The organism is Dyadobacter endophyticus, assembly GCF_014641595.1.
Lineage (GTDB): Bacteria > Bacteroidota > Bacteroidia > Cytophagales > Spirosomataceae > Dyadobacter > Dyadobacter endophyticus.
Genome location: NZ_BMIA01000003.1, coordinates 614036 through 632547 on the forward strand (window position 1 = coordinate 614036; position 18512 = coordinate 632547).

16 protein-coding genes and 1 tRNA gene are annotated in these 18512 nt (G+C 48.9%); 6 read left to right on the plus strand and 11 right to left on the minus strand.

Features of this window, described 5'->3' with window-relative positions:
• Positions 1–53 precede the first annotated feature (53 nt).
• On the plus strand, positions 54–827 hold the full coding sequence (locus IEY24_RS22230) for a Fic family protein (protein WP_188936149.1): 774 nt from the start codon (positions 54–56) through the stop codon (positions 825–827).
• Positions 828–1003: 176 nt separating this feature from the next.
• Positions 1004–2407, plus strand: a complete 1404-nt coding sequence (locus tag IEY24_RS22235) for a purple acid phosphatase family protein (protein WP_188936150.1) — start codon at positions 1004–1006, stop codon at positions 2405–2407.
• 40 nt (positions 2408–2447) lie between these two features.
• Here IEY24_RS22235 and IEY24_RS22240 read toward each other — a convergent pair whose 3' ends face one another.
• The 3 genes from IEY24_RS22240 to IEY24_RS22250 are packed head-to-tail and all read right to left on the minus strand — an operon-like array spanning position 2448 to position 8129.
• A complete protein-coding gene (locus IEY24_RS22240) occupies positions 2448–5432 on the minus strand; it encodes a glycosyl hydrolase family 28-related protein (protein ID WP_188936152.1) in 2985 nt (994 codons plus the stop codon).
• 6 nt (positions 5433–5438) lie between these two features.
• Positions 5439–6209 (minus strand): ThuA domain-containing protein, encoded by a 771-nt coding sequence (locus IEY24_RS22245; protein WP_188936154.1) that lies wholly within the window; start codon positions 6207–6209, stop codon positions 5439–5441.
• Positions 6210–6257: 48 nt separating this feature from the next.
• On the minus strand, positions 6258–8129 hold the full coding sequence (locus tag IEY24_RS22250; RefSeq protein WP_188936157.1) for a CocE/NonD family hydrolase: 1872 nt from the start codon (positions 8127–8129) through the stop codon (positions 6258–6260).
• A gap of 123 nt (positions 8130–8252) precedes the next feature.
• On the opposite strand from IEY24_RS22250, the gene IEY24_RS22255 reads away from it, so the two are divergent.
• On the plus strand, positions 8253–9359 hold the full coding sequence (locus IEY24_RS22255) for an MBL fold metallo-hydrolase (protein ID WP_188936160.1): 1107 nt from the start codon (positions 8253–8255) through the stop codon (positions 9357–9359).
• Between the two features lie 84 nt (positions 9360–9443).
• Here the strand turns inward: IEY24_RS22255 and IEY24_RS22260 are convergent, their stop codons facing one another.
• From IEY24_RS22260 to IEY24_RS22270, 3 genes are all read right to left on the minus strand, one after another.
• Positions 9444–9851: a type II toxin-antitoxin system HicB family antitoxin gene (locus tag IEY24_RS22260; RefSeq protein WP_188936162.1), complete on the minus strand. Its 408-nt coding sequence runs from the start codon at positions 9849–9851 to the stop codon at positions 9444–9446.
• A gap of 6 nt (positions 9852–9857) precedes the next feature.
• Positions 9858–10043, minus strand: a complete 186-nt coding sequence (locus IEY24_RS22265) for a type II toxin-antitoxin system HicA family toxin (protein ID WP_188936164.1) — start codon at positions 10041–10043, stop codon at positions 9858–9860.
• A gap of 69 nt (positions 10044–10112) precedes the next feature.
• Positions 10113–10448, minus strand: coding sequence for a helix-turn-helix domain-containing protein (locus IEY24_RS22270; RefSeq protein WP_188936166.1), 336 nt, complete (start codon positions 10446–10448; stop codon positions 10113–10115).
• Positions 10449–10550: 102 nt separating this feature from the next.
• On the opposite strand from IEY24_RS22270, the gene IEY24_RS22275 reads away from it, so the two are divergent.
• Complete coding sequence (locus IEY24_RS22275) at positions 10551–10823, plus strand: hypothetical protein (protein WP_188936168.1); 273 nt, start codon at positions 10551–10553, stop codon at positions 10821–10823.
• 86 nt (positions 10824–10909) lie between these two features.
• Here the strand turns inward: IEY24_RS22275 and IEY24_RS22280 are convergent, their stop codons facing one another.
• Entirely contained in the window at positions 10910–13090 is a 2181-nt protein-coding gene (locus tag IEY24_RS22280; protein WP_188936170.1) for a T9SS type A sorting domain-containing protein, read from the minus strand.
• Between the two features lie 446 nt (positions 13091–13536).
• Positions 13537–13608 (minus strand) — tRNA-Glu (locus tag IEY24_RS22285).
• A gap of 252 nt (positions 13609–13860) precedes the next feature.
• Between IEY24_RS22285 and IEY24_RS22290 the strand changes: the two genes are divergently transcribed.
• A complete protein-coding gene (locus IEY24_RS22290; RefSeq protein ID WP_188936172.1) occupies positions 13861–16347 on the plus strand; it encodes a M14 family metallopeptidase in 2487 nt (828 codons plus the stop codon).
• Here IEY24_RS22290 and aroQ read toward each other — a convergent pair.
• Positions 16340–16762 (minus strand): type II 3-dehydroquinate dehydratase, encoded by a 423-nt coding sequence (gene aroQ, locus IEY24_RS22295; RefSeq protein ID WP_188936174.1) that lies wholly within the window; start codon positions 16760–16762, stop codon positions 16340–16342. The two genes, IEY24_RS22290 and aroQ, sit on opposite strands and share 8 nt — an antisense overlap.
• Before the next feature lie 34 nt (positions 16763–16796).
• Between aroQ and xerD the strand changes: the two genes are divergently transcribed.
• Positions 16797–17693: a site-specific tyrosine recombinase XerD gene (gene xerD, locus IEY24_RS22300; RefSeq protein WP_188936176.1), complete on the plus strand. Its 897-nt coding sequence runs from the start codon at positions 16797–16799 to the stop codon at positions 17691–17693.
• 4 nt (positions 17694–17697) lie between these two features.
• On the opposite strand, the gene IEY24_RS22305 is transcribed toward xerD, so the two are convergent.
• Positions 17698–17904 carry a hypothetical protein gene (locus tag IEY24_RS22305; RefSeq protein WP_188936178.1) on the minus strand — a complete coding sequence of 69 codons (207 nt, stop codon included), beginning with the start codon at positions 17902–17904 and terminating at the stop codon, positions 17698–17700.
• Between the two features lies 1 nt (position 17905).
• Positions 17906–18412, minus strand: a complete 507-nt coding sequence (locus IEY24_RS22310) for a SixA phosphatase family protein (RefSeq protein WP_188936180.1) — start codon at positions 18410–18412, stop codon at positions 17906–17908.
• Between the last annotated feature and the right edge of the window lie 100 nt (positions 18413–18512).

Sequence of the window (18512 nt, forward strand, 5' to 3'; positions counted from 1 at the left end):
ATTTGAAAGAATACTGGTAACTTGACCTACAACCGAACCTGCGCCGCTTTGCCATGAAGATCATCCCGGATACGTTACTTGAAAACTATCGCAACCAGCTTGGGAGCAAGTTGCATGAGGCATTGCAGCAACTCGACGAATCGTTCGTGCGGCCGGATTCTTTCAACTTTTACACCTCCATTGCCGTCATCACATCCTCCAAAATCGAAGGCGAACCCATGGAGGTCGACAGCTACATCAAACACAAGCTCCAGCACATCGAATACCTCCCTGAACTGACCCAAAAGCCCAACGACCTTTTCCGCGCATACATTTACGCGAGGGAGAACAGGCTCACCAACGAGCACTTTTCACAGGTGCACCGGATACTTACCGAACACCTCTTGCCGGCGCATTACCGGGGCGCTCACCGGCGGAACGCCATGGTGGTGATGGAACATAAAACGGGCCGCATTCAATTTGAAGCAGCACCTGCTCATTTGGTAGAAGGAGAAATGGACAAGCTGTGGGAAGATATTGACGAACTCCTGCGTTGTAATTTATCACTGGAAGAAACTTTCTATTACGCCTCGTTCATCCATTTGCTATTTGTTTGCATCCACCCTTTCAACGACGGAAACGGCCGCGCCGGACGGCTACTAGAAAAGTGGTTTCTATCGGACAAGCTTGGGCCGGTGGCATGGTATGTGCAATCGGAGCAACATTATTATCAGCACGTAGACGATTACTACCGGAACCTGAACCGGCTCGGGGTTTTCTACGAACAGCTGGATTTCACCAAGGCCGGACCGTTTTTGATGATGCTGCCGGAGGCGTTGGATAAATGAGAGGCGGTATTTGGAAAGTTAAGGCGCAAATGGGCAACCATGTTCTTCCGGGCAGGCTAGTCGTAGCCAAAAGCCTCCCGGCCCTCCATATTATCAAAATGTGAAATGACGACAGCTGCTAGCCCGATTGCTTTCCAAACGGGTAATATTGTGAACACAATTTGCCACAAGTCGCTATGCAGTCTTTCAGTCATTTATATTCCAGATTCCTCCTTGCGGGAACGCTGCTTATTGCCGGTGTTGCGCCCACGCAAGCACAGCAAAACAAAACTTACCCGCCCTCTGCATTTCCCGACCGGTTGATATTAGGCTACAAAGGCGATCCTGCTACTTCTCAGGCGGTAAACTGGCGTACAGATTCGACCGTGACAGGCGCCGTTGCAGCGATTCATGAAGCCGATCCCTCGCCTGATTTCCCAGCCAAAGCACGCATCGTTCAGGCGGCTACACACAAGGTGGTGATAGAAGGCAAGACTGCCCATTACCACGAGGCCAATTTCGGTGACCTCAAACCATCCACACAATACGTATACCGCGTCGGTGACGGGAAATCGTGGAGTGAATGGTTTCATTTCAAAACGGCCTCCGACAAACCGGAGCCGGTTTCATTCCTCTATTTTGGAGATGCACAAAACGACATTCGTTCTCTATGGTCGCGGGCGGTGCGGGGTGCTTTCGCTAATATGCCCAAAGCCAATCTGATGATCCACGCGGGCGACCTTATCAACAATTCCAATGCGGATTACCAATGGGGTGAATGGTTTGAAGCAGGTGGCTGGATCAACGGGATGATTCCTAACCTGGCAACACCCGGTAACCACGAATATTACCGCGATGCGCAGCGGAATCTTTTTGTTTCCATGCATTGGAAACCCCAATTCGCACTACCTGAAAACGGTCCGGAAGGCCTGGCAGAAACCGCATATTATATTGATTACCAAGGAATTCGATTTATCTCTCTCGACTCGCAGGCAGCTATCCTCGATTCGACCACAATGAAAAAGCAAGCTGCGTGGTTTGAGCAAATTACTACCGGCAATCCAAACCGCTGGACGATCGTGGTGCATCACCACCCTATTTACTCTACAAAAAATGGCCGCGACAACGACGAATGGAGGGCAACAATGGAGCCTTTGTACAAAAAACACAAGGTTGATATCGTGTTGCAAGGCCACGACCATACCTACGGGCGCGGATTGAATATCCCCATTGGTCAAAGCCGCAAAAAGCCCGACGGACCGATTTACGTGGTATCTGTAAGCGGCCCGAAAATGTATGACATCGGCTTGCAAAACTGGATGGACCGCGCCGCTTCAAATACGCAACTGTACCAGGCAATCACCGTCGATCAGAACAAACTCGCCTTCAAAGCATTTACCGTTAATGGCGATTTGTACGATGCATTTGATTTGAACAAGGACAAAAACGGCGTCAACACGTTAGTCGAGCTTTCCAATACATTGAAAATGAAGGAGCGGCTCGATTTGCCGGCAAATTATTTGAGGACATTCAAGGATGAAGAGCTGAAAGAATATAACCGGCGTTATCAGGAATATAAGAAACGCAAGGGGATCAAGTAACCAAAACGGCTGGCATGTAGCGAAATACCAGCCGTTTCATCTATTTCAGTTTTACAACATACAATGCATTCCGGCTAGTAATAAAAAGCGTGTCACCGGATACGGTGATGGTCGAAGGTCGCTCCGGCGTTTCGATTATATTGATTTCCTTGCCGGTAGAATCAAACACATAAACCTGCCCATCAGCAATATACACGTTCCCCTTGCTATCCACTGCCGAGCTGAATTCACCTTTTTCGGCAAATAGTTGCGGCTCCGACAAATGTCCTTCCGGCCCGACGTTGAACCGGACAGTCCTTTTCAAATACTCGTCGGTGCCATACAGTACCTTCCCCGGGTAACCTTCCAGCAATGCATTCGAACGCGCGAGGTCGTAAACTACCGGCACAATCGTCACGCCATCAGGGGCAAGCCAGCACTCGCTAAACTTATTGGTACTCACGCTCAAAAAATCACCGGAGTCGCGGCGGCGGTTTGAAGGATCTAGCGTCTTCGCGATGCTTTTTACGTTGTTCAAAGGCACTTTTTTGAGCAAATGCATGGTTTCTTCCGGGTGCTCGGGGTTCATCGCATACACGAATGTGCCAAAACCGCTGTTTCCCCAGCCGCTGAAAGAGGTCCCGGCAGCATCCGGCGGATTGGTGAAGGTTTCAGGTTTTCCGTTAATGAGGTAACCTTGTTTTGGAGCATATTTGAATACAACTAAGAGATTATCCTTCGTATCAACGCCCAGCGAAAGCGGCTCCCACGGAAAGTCAGCCACGAGGCTTAATGCATTCGCCGTCGCCGACCATTTATAAATTCTCCGTGCCCGCGATTCGCTGAAATAAACGTTGCCTTTGCTGTCGTGGCAAATACCGTCCGCAAATTCGAAGCCTTTGGCTATTTGTACCACTCTTCCTACCTGTAAATCAATCGGACGCGGTTTGGGCGTGTCAATTACCAACCGGTTAAACTCCCACGGCCGCACTTCAATGCCCGAATTCACGTCGTACAACGGAACCGTCGACGGATACTTGGTCTGGCTGTAATTATGCACATTCAGAAATTCCAGCCTGCGGTTGTTCCACGAGCGGATCGAATGCGGGTAGGGCGTACTGACGCGGATCACCCGGAACATATATAAGTTTGCAAAAAGTATATTATCGCACGATTCGATTTCTAGCGGCTGGCAATTCGAACTTTCCTTGCTCTCCTCTTCCAGCTGCAATGCATAGACCTTCCAGTTGGACACATTTTTGAACCGAACTTCATTCCGTACATGGTGCTCTACCGACATCGCGTAGATACGCCCCGGCGTAATCGTATTAGACACGTACGCGCCTGCGGATGCGAAGGTATTCGCAGTCCAGATGTTTTTAAATGTGCCACCACCATTATTGGTTATCCAAAGGCTCCAATATTGCGTGTCCCAATGTTGCTCGTTGCCCACGTGCGAGGAGTTATTCGAAGCCTCCTGTCCTGGCCTTTTACGAGAGATGTTACCATGACCGCCCAGGAACTTCACATCATTCACGTACGAGCCGGCTCCCGCCATCCATTTCAAACCTACCGCCCGAGAATTGCTGGCTGCCGTCGAAATGCCGATGCCCGTCAGAATATTGCTTCCTCCCTCCGATGACTCCACCATCGGCTTCGGTGGCCCGAAACTTCCGAATGCTTCTGTATTGTCCTGCAAGATAAATTGGGTTGAAACCGGGTTAAGGCCGATCAGAACCGTTTTCTGCTTCAATTTTAGGGTTTCGGTAATGCGGTACCAGCTTTGCGGCACGTATATCACGTCGTACTGATCGATAGCTGCCTGAATGGCCTTCGTATCGTCGGTTAGCCCATCGCCTTTCGCGCCAAGTGCTTTAAGATTTCTCCAAAGGCTGATGTCCGGGAACACCGGAATATCCTTTTGAACCGGTACAGGCTCTGTTTTAAGCACTTCGATGTCCTGCGTTGTGGTTTGAACCGGTTTTGAATCGATTGCCGTCATTTGAAGGCCGTGGTTCAATGCCTTTATTTTGTATAGCTCACCTGGCCCGGCAATCTGCCTCCCGCTTGTTCGGAAACCCACCAGGACAGGTACTTTTTTGCAATCGATATTGCGCAAACTTATCTGGGTATACGCGTTGTTTTCATTGCTGATCACGAACGCCGGCCCGCTTATGTTTTCCAGACGACTGTCCTCCATGAACAGTTTTTCGTAGAAATACGGATTGGTCTCGATTACAGTCGGCACATTCTTTACCGTCATCCGCACGATCGTCAGCCCCGATTCCTGCGAGCGGATCGCTGCTTTGCGCTGTCCTTCGAAATAAGTATCGACCATCATAAACTGCCAGCCCGGCGATGGCTTGAAGGTGTAAATACCATAGTCGCCGCCATAGAACCGCACATCCTCCATTTCGTTACCCACATCGAACATTCCAGCTTTGCCAGTACCGGCATGAATATCGACGTGTGAAATAAAACTATGCTGCGCGAAATGCGTCCGCAATGCCACCGCCGACGGATTACCCGATCCTATCCGCAAATCCACATTCGACATCGCACTATAAAACGTGCTCGCGCCGGCATCGGGGATCGGTTGCCCTTCTTTTGGAATAGCCGACGTGAACCAGAACATATATTTGGCATTACCCTTGTCCTGGGGATATTGCTCCTGAAAACCAGGTGCATTGTCGGCCAGGATAATCAGCGGCCGCCTTTTGCCATAGCCGATCACCCGGACTGCCGTGGGAATATATATTGTCTTGCTAATCTTGTAAGTTCCCTCCGGAATGAACACGACCCCAAAATTGAAATTGGTTTTCACCTCATTGATAGCCCGTTGCAGCTCGTCGGAAACGTCGGTTTTGCCGTCATTGCTGATTTTGAAGGTTTCAGGGGTAAAATAGGTGGCGTCATCATCGTTCAGCCGCGCCTGGTAGAACGACTTGCTTTCAGGAGTTGGGGCAACCTTCGGCTTTTTCTTTTGCGCAAAGCCAATATGCTGCACCGAAACGATCAGCGCAAGCATTAAAATTCTTTTCAGCATATCCGGTTATTTTTGGGCAGCCCAGAGGATCGCGTTTTTGAAAATCGTTTTATAAACGTCGCTTTCGAACAGCACCGGCGAATGTCCCATAAAAATGTAGACATTCTTGGCCTTCTTTTCAGGATTCGACCAAATGACCGGATGGTCTCCCATTTTGATCTTCGAATCGGGCGTATAAGTCGATTCGTCCACGCTCGCGATCACATCCACATTTGGGCGAGGGCTTTTGTCGTAGATATACCATTCCTCTTTCTGAACCGGAAACGACGCAGGTACGCCCTTCATAATCGGATGTTTGCCGTTTTCTACCTTCACCGTCGCGGCGGCAAAGTCACTTATGTAGTTCTTGTAACGGATACCGCCCATGAATTCCGCAAACCAGGGCCATATTTTATAACCGTCGAATTCACCCAACAAGGTCGCATGATGAAACCCAATCCAGCCGCCTTTGCCTTCATCGATATACTTTTCAAATGCGGCAGCGGCCTCAGGTTTCCAGGCATAGGGTACATAGTCGATCTGGATAATGAGCTGATATTCAGATAAAAAAACCTCGTTAACCGGATCCGTTTTGTCAATATAATCGATACTGAAATGCGCATCGGCAGCCAGAGAATCCAACCACAGCCGGGCTGCTTTGGAATAGGCGATGTGATGCCCACCGGGCTCGGCCATCGCCAAAACGTGGAATTTCGGCTTTACCTGCGCCCAGGCGGTGCCGGCAACAAGCCACAACACGACGCAACAAACCGGAATTTTCCGGAATACATTTTTCATTGGATTTAGGATTAAGGGATTTAGGATTAAAAGGGCATTGCCTTGTTATCAGCGCATTACCGGCAAAGTAATGCTGCTGGGATTCCTGGCGTTGTGATGGATCGTAATCTCCGACTTCTGAAAATCCGATTCCGACGCTTCGAAAATATTCATGAATTTCTGAGGGTTCCGATCGACCAGCGGAAACCAGCTGCTTTGTACCTGCACCATCACACGGTGGCCTTTTTTGAATGTATGCGCTACCTCATTCAGTTTCACAGTTACTTTTTCGATCTTGCCTTTTACAAATGGCTCCGGCTTTGAAAAACTGTTCCTGAATTTACCTCGCAGGACTTCCGCGCGCACCATTTGCTGGTAATCGTCCATGATCACGGGTTTTCCGCCTTCCTGCACCGCGGGCACCGTCGATCCGGCTGGCCAGACGTCAATCACCTTTACGATAAAATCGGCATCGGAGCCGGTCATCGAAACCATCAGATGGGCCACTATTTCTCCCGTTAATGTCAAATCCTCGGTCAGCGTATCCGTCTGAAAACTCACCACATCGGGGCGCCGGGATGCAAAACGCTGGTCTTCGGCCATGTACTCGTTGTTGCGGTGGCCGCTGATTACATTCGTGTATGGCACGGGTTTGGCCGGGTCGCTTTCGTATGTGGTTGAACCCGGTTCCGACAGCTGTCTTTCAACATCCATTCCTCCGTTTTTAGTAAAATAATAAGTCGTAGGCTGGCTATTAACAGGCGGCCATTGCTGGTAATACTTCCACTGATTTGAACCAGTTTCAAAAACGGTAACCTCCGACTGCTCAAATGTGCCTTTTCCTTTGAGATAGAAATTGAAAAACTTTGTCTCAATCTCTTCCTGGTAATATTTGTTCACGTCAGTCCCAAACTGATATTGCGCAAAACCCCTCCACGAGGGCGCGGCCCAGCCGCCGTGCGTCCACGGCCCCATTACGAGGCGGTTGTTGTTGCCCGGGCTTTGCTTTTCGATGGCCGCATAAGTTTTCAATGCGCCGTACAAATCCTCTGCATCAAACCACCCTCCTACTACCAGCACCGCCGGTTTGATGTTTTTTAAATGCTTTTTGATATTTCGTGACTGCCAGAATTCATCGTACACCGGATGCGCCGTCGTCTGCCGCCAAATCGAATTCGGATCAGCGAAATAGGGAGCGGCATTCGTCTTTTTCAGCGGACCGAAATCGAGGAAATATTTGTAAGCATCGTTATACTCTGCATTAAAATGGCTTAGGTAACCCGTGCCATCCTTGGTTTTAGGGCCATCAAAACCACTGTAAAAACCGAAGTTATCCATTAAAAAGAAAGCGCCATTGTGGTAGCAATCGTCACCGATAAACTCGTCGGACATTGGTGCTTGCGGGGAAACGGCGGCCATGGCCGGGTGCGCATCCGGCAGGCCGGCGGACGAATAGTAACCGGGAAACGAAATGCCCCATTGGCCTACCTTGCCATTGTTTTTAGTGTTTTTCAAAAGCCATTCAACGGTATCATAGGTATCGCTCGACTCGTCCACATCGTTATTGCTCTTCTTGTTTTCGATCGCGGGCGTCATTTCGCGGAAATTCCCTTCGCTTTTATAGCGGCCGCGGGCATCCTGATACACAAAAATGTATTTCTCCCGCATTAGGTACGCATTAGGCCCGAGACTGCGCCGGTAGTTACTTTCACCGTAGGGCCGCACGGAATAGGGCGTGCGCTGCATGATGATCGGGTAGGTCTGTGAATCGTCTTTGGGCGTGTAAATGGCGGTGAAGAGCTTCACGCCGTCACGCATGGTAATGTATTGCTCTGTCTTGGTGTAGTTAGTCTTGATCCAACTCGTATCCGGGGCCGAATTCTGGGCGACAGCCGCCCATGACAAGAGGAACAACAAATACAGCAATACATTTCTTTTCATGACTGGTTGGTTTTGTTTGGATTAGTAAATTCAAAAATACGTAAGAAACCGTACATTCGTCCAGTTTAAACTTTCACAACTCCTCCACATACTATACGTAAACGGGTCATTAAATATTCCTTCATGATATTCTTCATTTTTCTGGCATTAATAGTCCTCGCCACGGTTGCATTCATGCAGCAGCCTTTATTTGGAAAACATCCATCAGGTGCACGGCTCGAAAGGATTAAAAAATCACCACATTATCGTGACGGGCAGTTTCAAAACGAGAGCTTCACCCCCGATCTCGCTGAGGGTAACAGTTATCTGAAGGTAATCACGAAGTTTTTTTTCGGTAAAAGCAAATACAATGTTCCGGGGGCATTGATCCCCTCTCAAAAAACGGATCTGCTGCATTTGAAACCGGAGGAAAACGTGCTGGTATGGTTCGGGCATTCGTCGTACTTTATGCAAATCGACGGTAAAACGATGCTCGTCGACCCGGTTTTCAGCGGGAGCGCGTCGCCTCTCAAATTCACCACGCCGAGCTTCAAGGGTACCGACGTTTACAATGTCGAAGATTTCCCGGCTATTGATTACCTTTTCATTTCTCACGACCACTGGGACCACCTCGACTATGAGACGATCCTGAAACTCAAAAGCAAGGTCAAAAAAGTAATAACCGGCCTCGGTACCGGCGAGCATTTTGAGTATTGGGGGTACGACCTGACCCATATCATCGAAAAAGACTGGAACGAAAGTGCCGACCTTGGCGACGGTTTCAAAGTGGATATTACACCTGGCAGGCATTTTTCAGGCCGCGATTTCAGCCGCAACCGGGCTTTGTGGGTGTCATTCGTTTTGCAAACACCCACTATGAAGATATTCATCGGCGGCGATTCGGGGTATGACAACCATTTCAAAAAGATCGGCGCTCAATTCGGGCCATTCGACCTCGCATTGCTCGAATGCGGGCAGTACAACGAAGCCTGGAAATACATCCACATGATGCCCGAAGAAACGGTAACAGCGGCCCGCGATCTCGGCGCCAGGAAATTAATGCCCGTCCATTGGGCCAAATTCGCCCTCTCCATCCACGACTGGAACGAGCCCATCCTCCGCGCAAGCGCCGAAGCGCAAAAGCAGAACATGCCGCTCGTAACGCCACTAATCGGCCAGAAGGTGGAATTGAAAGGGGATCAGGTATTTACGCAATGGTGGAAGGAGGCACGGTTGCAGCCTGAGGGGTAAAAGTAATGTTTGGCAATGCCGAAGTATGTGATTTCATCGCGATCCCTCGGGCGCATTCCTTTCTTTATCATAGTAAATCGGCTACTAAGCCAAGATAACCTCTCTCAATTTGTCTCCCAGTTCATGGATCGCCGATTCGAGACGCTTGGCTTGCTGTGGCGAGGGGTATTTAGAACCTGCCACATAATGCCGCACTAACGAAGGATTAATGCCGGCACGGCGTGCGATCCCAGCGACTTTTACATCGTCGAAAACTTCAAAGAATGCACTCAAATCATACACATGGTCAAACTGAATGTCGGAAACCTTTATCGATCTCCATTCACTGTAAGCGTTGCCTTCATTTTCAATATAATCGGCAAGCAATTCACGAAGATTTTGCTCGATTTCTTCGATAGTTGTCCCCGATGTCACAGGCAGGTAATCCGGTACATTCTCGATCCGGCCCCAAAGCTCTCCCTCGCTTTTTTCGATAATTATAGTCAGTTTCATACAATTCTATTTTAAACCGGCTGCTTTTAAAATTTTGTTCAACGTCCCGGGCGGGATATCCTTACTTCCATGAAATGCCACGGGAATCGCGTGCGGCGTTTCCGGATGCTTGAAGATTCGGTGACTACCACGGCACCTTGCTTCATACCAGCCATTCTGTTCAAGTAGCTTTATCAACTCCTTTGCATTCATCTTAATATAGTGTGTATAAAAATAAAGGTCGCAAAATTGCGACCTTTATACAAGTATCAAGTTCAGTTTTTACCTCTTCCCCAACTCCCTCTCTAACTCCGCTATCCGCTCGTCCTGATTTTGCAACGCCTTTCGCTGCAAATCGATGTATTCGTTTTTGCTGACTGTGATCAGCTCAGCATGATTGATAAACTCAGGATCATTGCCGCCGCGTCCGACCAGCAGCCAAAAGGGATCGACATCGAATAGGGTGATGATCTCACTAATTGATTCGGCCGTCAAACTTGCCGCGCCCTTTTCAAATCTATGATAGGTACTTTGAGCAACACCTATCTTCTTAGCGAACTGGGTTTCACTAAGTTGCAAATGCTCACGAAGTCTTCGAACTCTTTGATAATCAAACATTATTAAAATAGAGTCACAAGTTTTAATTCATTTTGAATTGATATTAATTTAAAATGAATTAAATTTGATAGAACACAATCTGTTAACCGCAAATTACACATTATGCACATCGAAACAAGTTTGACCGATCGGGCTTTGGTGCCGATCAAGCAGCGACTGTTGCTGCGGTTTTCGAAAGCGAAAGGAATGGTCGGGCCGAAATGGCGCGAAAGTCTGGCGCAGCATGACCCGTTTTTTGATACCCGCATGGGAGAGGCGTATATGCGCTCGGTGGCGCAGGCATATTCCGACCCGAGGCGGGGGAATGTCGACCGCATAGAGCGTGTGACATTGGGGCTTGAAAGGATTGCCGGGATCATCCCTTTGCCTATTTAGGATCTTTGCCAGCAGCGTTTAAATGCAAACAGCCGGACTCAAAGCCCGGCTGTTTGCATTATTCATCGATCAGTGGATTTCACTCATCATTCACCCTTGATAAAGCGCAACTTCGTCGCTTCGCCGTCGTGATTGATCTTCATAAAATAATGTCCTCCGCTCAGTTTCTTCACGTTAATGCGGTGGTTGTTCTTGCCCTCTGAAATACGGATCGTTGAGCTGCCAACAGGCTGTCCGGCCAAGTTGTAGATCGTTACATCCGAAGTTCCGGCAGTCCGTGACGAGAATTGAACGTTCACGAAATCATCAGCAGGGTTCGGCGCGATGACAGTTCCCAGGATAATGCCCGGATTTATCGCCACGACCTTGCTCTTAGTGTAAGTACCATCGATGTCGATCTGTTTCAACTGGTAGTAGTTAATACCGAGCAATGGTTTTTCGTCCAGGAAGCTGTATTTGCCTACGCGCTGGTCGGTCAGAGAAACTTTTCCAAGAACGGTCTCATCCTGCATGCGGTCGTCGAAACGCAATATTTCAAATTCTTTTCCATCCTCTTCGGCAACAACGTTCCAGGTCAGTTCTACACCTTTTTCAACAGCTTTTCCCTGGAAATTAGAGATGTAGATAGGTAGCGGAACGTTCACCCCAAATGCGGTGGCCGTCGGTGTCGATTTGCAGTTCCCACCCTGGATTTCAAGCGTGTATACACCGGTCGCGAGCGTATTATAACCAATAGAAGGACTGTTGCTCTGAGGCGCTACGCGGTTCTGACGGACCACGGCACCATCTTTTTTGATCTTCCAGTCAATAGCAAACACATTGTCGCCGTCGAAACGGAACGAAAGAGCTGTTTCTCCTGAGGATAGGATCGACTCCAAACTTGGCCCGCGTGAACACGCTGTGCGGGTGTCAGTCGCTGAAACACTGAAACTCTTTGTTGCTACGTTGGTCGCTTTGCAATCCTCTGCTTTCAGCTCGAAAGTGTAAGTGCCGTTTTGCAGATAGTTGAATGTCAGGTTGGTCGTGTTGGAAGTAAGCGTACCGGTTTTGCCGCTTGCCACTGCATTGGTGCCGCCGTCCAGGATTCTCCATGAAAATACATGCAGGTTGGTTCCGCCGAAGTTAATGGTCGCGCTGCTAGGCGTGATGGAGGCGATACTGGTTACCGAGGGTCCGTTCTGGCAGTCAGGAGTAGTTACCACAGGCGGGTTGATCGTGAATGCACGGCTGCTTACTGCCGAGGCACAATTGTTCCCTTCAATTTCCAAAGTGTAATTGCCGGGAGCCAGCGAGTTGTACGCCAAATTAGTCGAAGTAGCGCTGCCAAAATCGTTCGTAGTTCCCGATCTTACCTGTGTTCCACCCGACGTGATACGCCATTTCAGGCTGCTTACGCCAGAACCTGTGAAAGATACGGTAAGGGCAGTCTGGCTGATGTTGGTAACATTGCTGATGGCCGGGCCGGATGCGCAGTTATTGTCGGCTAGCGGTGTTGCAGGCTTCGGCACTGCCGGCCAGAAACAGCTATTCGCCATGGTGGTCGTCAATACACCTCTCCATTGCGGATCCAGGTAGCTTCCGTTTCTTCCCTCGATCGTTTCACCAAGCAGACCCATGTAATAGTTATCATTACGTGTGTCGTTCTCTCCCTGCTTGATCATTACGCGCAGGAAACCGTTCACATATTTGATAAACTGGTAAGTATTCCCCTGACTTCCTACAAAAACACCCAGCCTGTTACCATCCGGCATAGCCACGCCATTACAGGTGATTTGACCGCTTCCGTTCGTACCCAACATATTAACCGGTGCAGTACTCGGGTCGACCGAGTTCACGCAGGTGCTGATCAGCGCGTCGTTGGAAGGATTGTTTGGAAAAGTGTTTTCCTTCAGGTTAAAAAGAATAAAAATGTTATCGGCAACCCGACCATTCCAGTTGAGGTAAATCCGGTTCTCCGTAATGCGTGTGTACACTGGCTGGTCGTCGCTTGTTCTACCAAGAAGTTCGCCATGTGTCCATATCCTGCCACCGCAGGAAACCCTCGTAGCCAAAGGTGCAGCCGTTTTGGCCGCAATAATAAAAGATTCGTCCGCAGACTCTGCATAGGGATTCCTGATCTCGTAAGAGCCGTTCAGGTCACTTGCAATACTGCTTTCCACGTTTACACTGTCCGCAGGCAATCCCATGCTTCCAGCTGCGTTGTTAGGAGCCGCTACCACTGAGCTTATCACTCCTCCCGCAAAAACAACTTTCAGTAAAAATTTCATAGAGCGTAAAAAATTTGTGGGCGATGCGAACGAAGTAATCGATTTGTCATACAATTTGAAAATCAATCCTTTCGCTCGTTCCAAATATACTACAAAGACTTAGAAAATATTTTATACTTGTAGAATAATATTGCTCATAAAAACGTTGGTTCATCTGGTCTGAAAAGCGTGTAGTCATAAAAATTGGCCTTAATAGATTAGCAGACGCAATTTTTATGACAAAAACACCACACAATTGTTGAGAAAAATATCAGTGAGGATATTGCAAGATCTGCAAGTGGCTGAGGATAAGATAGAACTAGCTCTACCAATTTGTAAACTAGTTTGATCACCCAAGTAATATGAGCGCTTCTTGAACATCGAAAAGATTGGGAAATAAACAAAAAAACCGCTCAAAATCTGAGCGGTTTTTTGAATGATTGAAAGTGCTTTTTCGCACGGTTTTGTGACCCATAGGGGAATCGAACCCCTGTTTCAACCGTGAAAGGGTCGTGTCCTAACCGCTAGACGAATGGGCCGACTGGTCTCCTACTTCGTGCGTTTTTCAACTACTTTCTTTCACTTTTCGTTTCCCTGTTCCGAAAACGTGGTGCAAAGGTGCAGGTTTGATTTCTAAAAAGCAACACTCGAGATAAAATAAAAATCAATTAATTTTTAGTTAACTCATTTTCAATAACATTTGATACAAACTTTTTTTATCTCTCCGGCGATGAATGTAATTCAGGTAACTTTCTAACTTTGGCTTTACTACCTACGCCGTTTCGCTTCCTATGACCAGACTGATACACTTCCTCTTGTTTTTGCTTTCTGCCCCATTTGCATTTGCACAAACCCAGACGCCGGATGAGTTCCTCGGCTTCCCGCTTGGCTCAGGGTTTGCGTATCATCACCTGATCACAGATTACTTTAAAACGGTCCAGTTACAGAACCCCGACAGGATGAAACTGGTCAGGTATGGCACCACCAACGAAGGTCGCCCGCTGATGCTCGCATTCGTGTCATCGGCTGAAAACATCGCGAAACTGGAAACGATACGGATCAACCACCTGAAAAGTATCGGTTTGCTGCCGGGAAAACCCGACGCCAGCGTGCCTCCCATCGTTTGGTTGAGCTATAATGTGCATGGCAACGAGGCGGTGTCGGCCAACACGAGCATGAAGGTGATTTACGAGCTGCTCAACAAGGGTAATGCGCTTACACAGGACTTCCTTAAAAACATGGTGATCCTCGTCGATCCTTGCATTAATCCCGATGGCTACGAACGCTACACACAATGGTATAACCGCGTCCGGAATGCAACGCCGGATGTGACCCCGTTTGCACTCGAACATGAAGAACCCTGGCCCGGCGGGCGTTTCAACCACTATCTTTTCGACCTCAACCGCGACTGGGCCTGGCAAACGCAAAAGGAGACGCAGGAGCGCATTGCGCTGTACAATCAATGGATGCCGCACTTTCATGCCGATTTCCACGAAATGAGCCCCGCACGGAGCTACTACTTCCCGCCAGCGGCAAAGCCTTACAACCAGGACGTGACAGCCTGGCAAAGGCAATTTAACGAGTTGGTTGGCGAATACTGTCGAAAATATTTTGATAAAAACAATTGGTCATACTTCACCCGGAACGACTACGACCTGTTTTATCCCAGCTACGGCGATACCTGGCCCACAGCTAATGGCGCGATTGGGGTCACGTACGAGCAAGGCGGGGGCGGCCGGGCAGGCCTCGCGCTCGAACGCACGAGCGAGCACGATACGCTCACGCTTAGCAGCCGCATTGCGCATCATTATGCGACAAGCCTCGCTACATTGGAAGCCGTAATGTCGCAAAAAGAGAAAGTAGTTGCAGAGTTCATCCGATTTCATCAGGATGCCGCCAATGCGCCCACAGGGACTTTTAAAACTTACCTTATCAAAACCGGCGGCAAGGAGAATATCCGGTCATTCAGCAAATGGCTCGACCGGCAGGGATTCAGCTATGGCACTGCCGGTAAGTCCACGTCAGCTAAGGGCACCGAACTTACTTCTTCGGCAGAGCAGACCGTCAAAATAGACCATAACGACCTTTTGATCAGCGCATATCAGCCTAAATCCAATTTACTACGTATTCTTTTCGACCCCAAACCGGCCCTGGAAGATTCGGTAACGTACGATGTTACCAGCTGGGGCCTCGCTTATATTTTTGGGTTGAAAGCTTATGGTTTAAAGGAAAAACTGGCACCTGTTTCTATCCCATCCACTGATATTAAGGATACTACACCAGCCGAACTGCCTTACGCCTATCTGGCAAACTGGTCGAGTTCGGAGGATGCCGCATTCCTTGCACAGCTATTGAAGGATGGTGTGCTTGTCAAAACCTCGAATACTCCATTTGAAATGGATAAGACCAGCTACCCGGCCGGTACATTGATCATCACCCGGAAGGGCAATGAAAGCATTGCGTTCGATAAAGTAGTAACATCGCTTGCTAACAAGCATTTTGTAAAACTCACTCCCGTCAAAACCGGTTTCGTGAGCACAGGGCCCGATTTCGGCAATGATCACGTGGTTGCGCTCAAAGCACCAAAAGTGGTTGCTTTGGCTGGCGATGGGATTTCAGCGACCGCATTTGGCGCTATCTGGCATTATTTTGAACAACAGATCAAATACCCGGTAACGATCGTCAATGCCGCAAAACTAGCCGACCTACCCTGGAACGAAGTGGACGTATTGATCCTGCCTGACGGCCGTTACGGCGATATTATCTCCGAAAAACAGCTCGAAGCCATACAAAGCTGGGTCAAAAGCGGCGGCAAGGTGATAGCCATGGAGCACGCGACCGATGCGCTCGTCAACAAACCAGGTTTTGGTTTAACCAAAAAATTCTCTGAAAAACGAAGGGACAACGACACATTCAAGAAATATGGCGAGCAGCAGCGGGAGGAAGCGAGCGATTCTTCGCCGGGCAGCATGTACCAGGTCAGTATGGACCGTACGCATCCGCTCGCATTCGGGTGTGGGGATGAATATTTCACGATCGTGCGCGACGCCTACGAGCGCGACTACCTCAAAGAGGGCTGGAATGTAGGCTACCTCAAAGAGGATAATTACAAAGCCGGATTTGTAGGCACCAAAATGGCCGGTAAACTGAAAAATACCCTCATTATCGGCGCCCAGGAAATCGGTCGCGGACAAGTAATATACCTTATGGACGACCCCCTGTTCCGCGCGATGTTGGAAAAAGGCAAGGTGCTGTTTGGGAACGCGGTGTTTAGGTAATTTGAAAGTACCGCACCGCCAGCTCATACCCTTTCAGCCCCAACCCGGCAATAATGCCCTTGCAGCGCGCGGTGAGGTAACTGTGGTGCCGGAACGATTCGCGGGCGTGGATGTTGGAAATATGTACTTCGACCGCCGGCGTCGTGACAGACGATAATGCATCGGCCAGGGCGATGGATGTATGCGTATAACCGCCCGCATTGATAATGATGCCGTCGAATGAGAAACCAACCTCGTGGATTTTATCGATCAGCGCGCCTTCGTGGTTGGATTGAAAATAATGCAGCTCCACGTCAGGGAAAATCCCTTTCAGCGTTTCGAAATAGTCGTCGAATGACTGATTTCCATATACGCCCGGTTCTCTTTTGCCCAAAAGATTCAGGTTAGGGCCGTTCAGGATCAATATCTTTTTCATTTGCTTTGTAGCATTAATAAATTCTTCCTTCGCTATGTGGCAAAGCTACATCAAACATTTTAAAAATTATCTCCGGCTGGAACGATCGCTGTCGGGCAACTCGGTGGAAGCATATGTGCGGGATGTGGAAAAGTTGGAAGAGTTTCTGCAACTGAGTAAAATCGATCTTGCGCCTACCCGCATACAGGAAGAACACCTCTCGGCTTTCTTGAAATACGTCGCGGAGCTGGGCCTGGCCGCGCATTCGCAGGCGCGGATGTTGTCGGGCATCAAAGCATTTTTCAAATATTTAATGCTGGAAAACGAGATTTCGGAAGATCCGACCGAACTGCTCGAATCCCCTCGCCTTCCTCGCAAGCTGCCCGACGTGCTGTCTTATGAAGAAATTGAGACGATGCTAAGCGCCATAGATCATTCCACGCCCGAAGGCACGCGAAACCGGGCAATTATGGAGGTTTTGTACAGTTCCGGTCTGCGTGTCTCGGAACTGACGGATTTACAGCTTACCAACTGCCATTTCGATATCGGCTTCCTGCGCATTATCGGCAAAGGCGACAAAATGCGGCTGGTACCGATCGGGAAAGAGGCTATTAAATATACCCAAATCTACCTGGACCACGTTAGGGGTGACATCGCCCCGCAAAAAGGCAGTGAAGATATTGTGTTTCTGAACCGGCGCGGCGGCCAGCTCTCACGGGTGATGATCTTCCTGATGATTAAGGATACGGCCGAAAAAGCAGGTATTCACAAAAACGTGAGCCCGCATACGTTCCGGCATTCGTTTGCCACACACCTCATCGAAGGCGGGGCCAGCCTACGCGCAGTGCAGGAAATGCTGGGGCACGAGTCCATTACTACCACTGAAATATACACGCACCTCGACCGCGACTATCTGCGGCAGATCATCACCGAATTTCATCCCAGAAGCTGAGCGATTACCCTTCGACTTCCTTCAACAGCGAATCCAATTTTAGCGAATCGGCATCCGGCGTAGCACCTGGCAATGCTCTTTTCAGCTGTTTAGGCTTGTTCCAGGGTGCAGTAGTGCGGCTCGACATGTCATATGAAATGTATGCGAACAATGCGACGAACGCGATAAAAACGACAATAAATATCTTCTTATTTCGGTTTGATTTTTCCATTTCACTCTTCCTCTCTCAACTGCTTAGGCGTCTTGTACAGCACCAGATCACCGGTTTTCGCGGATATTTCCTCCCATTTCAGATTTTTAAATTCAATAAATGCCGCGCTACCCTTTTTCATGGAACCGATACTGGCCCCCGACAAGTATTCCGCGAAATAGGTAATGTCCGGATTGTGACCGAACAAGATCAGCGTCGAATGCTCGTCCGGTATGGTATTCACGGCTTGCAAATATGCCCTGGGCCCGCCGTCATAGATCCCGTCCTTCGTCTGAATAACATCGATCGGCAGTTTGTATTGGCCCGCAATGATTTCGGCCGTCTTATATGCTCGTGAAGCGGGACTCGATAGGAAAACATCGGGCTTTATGCCTTCCTGGACCAGCCACTTCCCCATCGCGAGCGATTCAGACAGACCCTTGCTGTTCAAATTCCTGTCGAAATCCTTGATTCTGAAATTCTGGTCTTCGGCGGTCGCATGGCGGACTAAAATGAGGGTCTTTTTCATGTGCTGGTTTTTTCCTCAAAAGTAAATAATCTGCTTATGTAAACCCGCCGGTGAAGACTTAAAAATTGGATCAGTCATTTTCAACCACTTAATAGGGTTA

What these genes read in the sequence shown, in the direction of transcription:
- IEY24_RS22280 (WP_188936170.1), bottom strand. Translation starts at nt 13,090, where the DNA reads ATGAAATTTTTACTGAAAGTTGTTTTTGCGGGAGGAGTGATAAGCTCA.
- IEY24_RS22230 (WP_188936149.1), top strand. Translation starts at nt 54, where the DNA reads ATGAAGATCATCCCGGATACGTTACTTGAAAACTATCGCAACCAGCTT.
- aroQ (WP_188936174.1), bottom strand. Translation starts at nt 16,762, where the DNA reads ATGAAAAAGATATTGATCCTGAACGGCCCTAACCTGAATCTTTTGGGC.
- IEY24_RS22255 (WP_188936160.1), top strand. Translation starts at nt 8,253, where the DNA reads ATGATATTCTTCATTTTTCTGGCATTAATAGTCCTCGCCACGGTTGCA.
- IEY24_RS22275 (WP_188936168.1), top strand. Translation starts at nt 10,551, where the DNA reads ATGCACATCGAAACAAGTTTGACCGATCGGGCTTTGGTGCCGATCAAG.
- IEY24_RS22290 (WP_188936172.1), top strand. Translation starts at nt 13,861, where the DNA reads ATGACCAGACTGATACACTTCCTCTTGTTTTTGCTTTCTGCCCCATTT.
- IEY24_RS22240 (WP_188936152.1), bottom strand. Translation starts at nt 5,432, where the DNA reads ATGCTGAAAAGAATTTTAATGCTTGCGCTGATCGTTTCGGTGCAGCAT.
- IEY24_RS22245 (WP_188936154.1), bottom strand. Translation starts at nt 6,209, where the DNA reads ATGAAAAATGTATTCCGGAAAATTCCGGTTTGTTGCGTCGTGTTGTGG.
- IEY24_RS22270 (WP_188936166.1), bottom strand. Translation starts at nt 10,448, where the DNA reads ATGTTTGATTATCAAAGAGTTCGAAGACTTCGTGAGCATTTGCAACTT.
- IEY24_RS22260 (WP_188936162.1), bottom strand. Translation starts at nt 9,851, where the DNA reads ATGAAACTGACTATAATTATCGAAAAAAGCGAGGGAGAGCTTTGGGGC.
- IEY24_RS22235 (WP_188936150.1), top strand. Translation starts at nt 1,004, where the DNA reads ATGCAGTCTTTCAGTCATTTATATTCCAGATTCCTCCTTGCGGGAACG.
- IEY24_RS22310 (WP_188936180.1), bottom strand. Translation starts at nt 18,412, where the DNA reads ATGAAAAAGACCCTCATTTTAGTCCGCCATGCGACCGCCGAAGACCAG.
- IEY24_RS22305 (WP_188936178.1), bottom strand. Translation starts at nt 17,904, where the DNA reads ATGGAAAAATCAAACCGAAATAAGAAGATATTTATTGTCGTTTTTATC.
- IEY24_RS22265 (WP_188936164.1), bottom strand. Translation starts at nt 10,043, where the DNA reads ATGAATGCAAAGGAGTTGATAAAGCTACTTGAACAGAATGGCTGGTAT.
- IEY24_RS22250 (WP_188936157.1), bottom strand. Translation starts at nt 8,129, where the DNA reads ATGAAAAGAAATGTATTGCTGTATTTGTTGTTCCTCTTGTCATGGGCG.
- xerD (WP_188936176.1), top strand. Translation starts at nt 16,797, where the DNA reads ATGTGGCAAAGCTACATCAAACATTTTAAAAATTATCTCCGGCTGGAA.